At 64.5% G+C, this 2,667-nt stretch carries 6 protein-coding genes; all 6 read left to right on the top strand.

From position 1 onward, the window contains the following. Positions 1-504 (top strand): FAD binding domain-containing protein (locus ABWP50_RS07990; protein ID WP_353217469.1); only part of this gene is annotated, 504 nt, incomplete at its 5' end. 15 nt (positions 505-519) lie between these two features. Next, entirely contained in the window at positions 520-849 is a 330-nt protein-coding gene (locus tag ABWP50_RS07985) for a heavy metal-binding domain-containing protein (RefSeq protein WP_353217468.1), read from the top strand. A 62-nt stretch (positions 850-911) separates the two neighbouring features. After that, positions 912-1,652, top strand: a complete 741-nt coding sequence (locus ABWP50_RS07980) for a YebC/PmpR family DNA-binding transcriptional regulator (protein WP_353217467.1) — start codon at positions 912-914, stop codon at positions 1,650-1,652. Between the two features lie 23 nt (positions 1,653-1,675). Beyond that, positions 1,676-2,089, top strand: coding sequence for a YybH family protein (locus ABWP50_RS07975; RefSeq protein WP_353217466.1), 414 nt, complete (start codon positions 1,676-1,678; stop codon positions 2,087-2,089). Further along, positions 2,086-2,577 carry a crossover junction endodeoxyribonuclease RuvC gene (gene ruvC / locus ABWP50_RS07970; RefSeq protein WP_353217465.1) on the top strand — a complete coding sequence of 164 codons (492 nt, stop codon included), beginning with the start codon at positions 2,086-2,088 and terminating at the stop codon, positions 2,575-2,577. The genes ABWP50_RS07975 and ruvC overlap by 4 nt, the downstream gene beginning before the upstream one ends. Beyond that, positions 2,574-2,667, top strand: a 94-nt coding sequence (locus tag ABWP50_RS07965) for an OB-fold domain-containing protein (protein ID WP_353217491.1), incomplete at its 3' end; no start/stop codon positions are given. The genes ruvC and ABWP50_RS07965, both read left to right, overlap by 4 nt.

Below are 2,667 nucleotides of genomic sequence, written 5' to 3'. Positions count from 1 at the left end.
GCGGGCATGATCGGCGATCCGATGGTGCGCAATCGCGGCACCATCGGCGGCAGCCTGGCCAACAATGATCCGGCGGCGGATTATCCGGCGGCAGCACTTGCGCTGGATGCCATAATCGAAACCGATCGCGGCAGCCACAGCGCGGCGGACTTCTTCCAGGGCATGTTTGCCACCGCGCTGGCCGATGGTGAGATCATCACCCGCATCGGTTTTGCCGTGCCGCAGGCGTCAGCCTATGCCAAGTTTCGCAATCCGGCGTCACGTTATGCGATGGTGGGCGTGTATGTGGCGCGCCATGCTGGCGGCTGGCGCGTGGCGGTGACCGGTGCTGCGGCCGGCGTGTTTCGCTGGACGGCGGCTGAGGATGCGCTGGCAGCTGGCAGCGATCTTGCCAGCGTGGTGATGCCGGCGGATGATCTCAACAACGATATCCACGCCAGCGCCGATTATCGCGCGCATCTGTGCGGCGTGATGCTCAAACAAGCGGCGGCGGCGCTGGCCTGAACCGGAGGAAATGCCATGACCGTATTGATCGTTACCACCACCCCCACCGTTGAAGGCCGCGCGGCCACGGCGCATCTGGGCATCGTTGCTGGCGAGGCCATCATGGGCGCCAATATCTTCCGGGATTTTCTGGCCAATATCCGTGACATCGTCGGCGGGCGTTCCGGCGCCTACGAAGAGGTGATGCAGGGCGCCCGCGAAGAAGCCTTGCGCGAAATGTCGGACCAGGCGCTGGCGCTCGGCGCCGATGCCGTGGTCGGCGTGCAGATCAGCTATGCCGCGCTTGGTTCATCGGATTCGATGCTGATGGTCGGTGCGGTCGGCACGGCGGTGAAGCTGGGCTGATTGCCGTTTGGCCACAGCATTGCTAAGCCCGCCGCTCTTCAACTTCAGGCGAATGAACATCGATGGCCGGCCATAGCAAATTCAAGAACATCATGCACCGCAAGGGCGCGCAGGACAAAAAGCGCAGCGCGATGTTCTCCAAATTCTCGCGCGAAATCACCGTGGCTGCCAAGATGGGCATGCCCGATCCCGCCAACAATCCGCGCCTGCGCGCCGCCGTGCTCGCCGCCCGCGTCGAAGGCATGCCCAAGGACAATATCCAGCGCGCCATCGACAAGAGCCAGGCCAGCGACACCGCCAATTACGAAGAGGTGCGCTACGAAGGCTTTGGCCCCGGCGGCGTGGCGCTCATCATCGAAACCCTGACCGACAATCGCAACCGCACCGCCACCAATGTGCGCACCTTCATGGCCAAGAACGGCGGCAACATGGGCGCATCGGGATCGGTCAGCCATGGCTTTGAGCGGCTGGGCCTGATCAGCTATCCCGCCAAGGCCGGCAGCGCCGATGCGGTGTTCGAAGCGGCGTTGGAAGCCGGCGCGGACGATGTGCAATCCTCCGAAGACGGTCACGACATCTGGACGGCGATCGACGGCCTGCACGACACCGCCAAGGCCATCGAAGCGGCACTGGGCGAAGCGGCGGGCATCAAGCTGGCCTGGAAGCCGGGCCTGATGGTGAGCGTTGGTGAGGCCGATGCCGCCATGCTGCTCAAGCTGATCGATCTGCTGGAAGATGATGACGATGTGCAGACGGTGTGGGGCAATTATGACGTGCCCGACGACGTGCTTGCGAAATTGTGAGGCTGGCGGCTGCCCTGATGATCATGGCCGCTCCTGCTGCTGCTGATTCAGTCGCCGAGATCAAGGCCGCCCGCGCCGCCTATAACAGCGCCATCGCGGCGCGTGATGTGGCCGGCGTGCGCGCTGCCTTTGGCGATGATTATATCGGCATTGCCGGTTCGGGCGGCGAACGCATCATCGGCGGCGACGCCATGGCCGATTATTTCGCCCGCGCCTTCAAGACACCGGGCTTCCTGGGCTTTGTGCGCACCCCCGACATGGTGAGCGTGGCGGTGCCGCCGATGCGCGCGATGGAACGCGGCCACTGGTCGGGCGGCAGCGTAGCGGGCAGATTGACCGGCGAATATCTGGCGGTGTGGGTGCCAACGCCGCAGGGATGGAAGCTGCGCAGCGAGACATTCGTTACGTTGGGCAGCGGGGCCACCGCAACACCGTGAGCCTGATCCTCGGTCTTGACCCTGGGCTGGCAGCGACGGGGTGGGGTGTGATCCGGGCCGACGGCAATCGCATCAGCCATATCGCCCACGGCACCGTGAAAACCCCGGCAAGTGCTGCACTGGCCGAGCGTCTGGCCAGCCTCTATGATGCGCTGATGGCGATCATTCAGCATCATGGCTGCGCGGCGGCTGCCGTTGAGGAGGTGTTTGTCAACGTCAACCCGCAATCCACCCTCAAGCTGGGGCAGGCGCGCGGCGTGGTGATGCTCAGCGCCGCCAAGGCCGGCCTACCAGTGAGCGAATATGCGACGCGGCTGGTGAAAAAGGCCATTGTCGGCGTCGGCAGTGCCGACAAGACGCAGGTTCATGCCATGGTGCAACGCTTGCTGCCCGGTGTGACCGTGACCGGCAGCGATGCGGCCGATGCGTTGGCGGTGGCAATTGCCCACGCGCATCTGGGCGCCAGTGCGCGAAAGGGCCTGCTGTGATTGCCCGGCTGAAAGGTGTGGTGGACAGCGTGTCCGCCGATGCGCTGGTGATCGATGTGAACGGCGTCGGCTATCTGGTGCAGGCCAGCA

The organism is Sandarakinorhabdus sp., from assembly GCF_040398645.1.
Lineage (GTDB): Bacteria > Pseudomonadota > Alphaproteobacteria > Sphingomonadales > Sphingomonadaceae > Sandarakinorhabdus.
The sequence above is the reverse complement of the archived record's forward strand: the minus strand, read 5'-3'. Positions and strand labels throughout refer to the sequence as shown.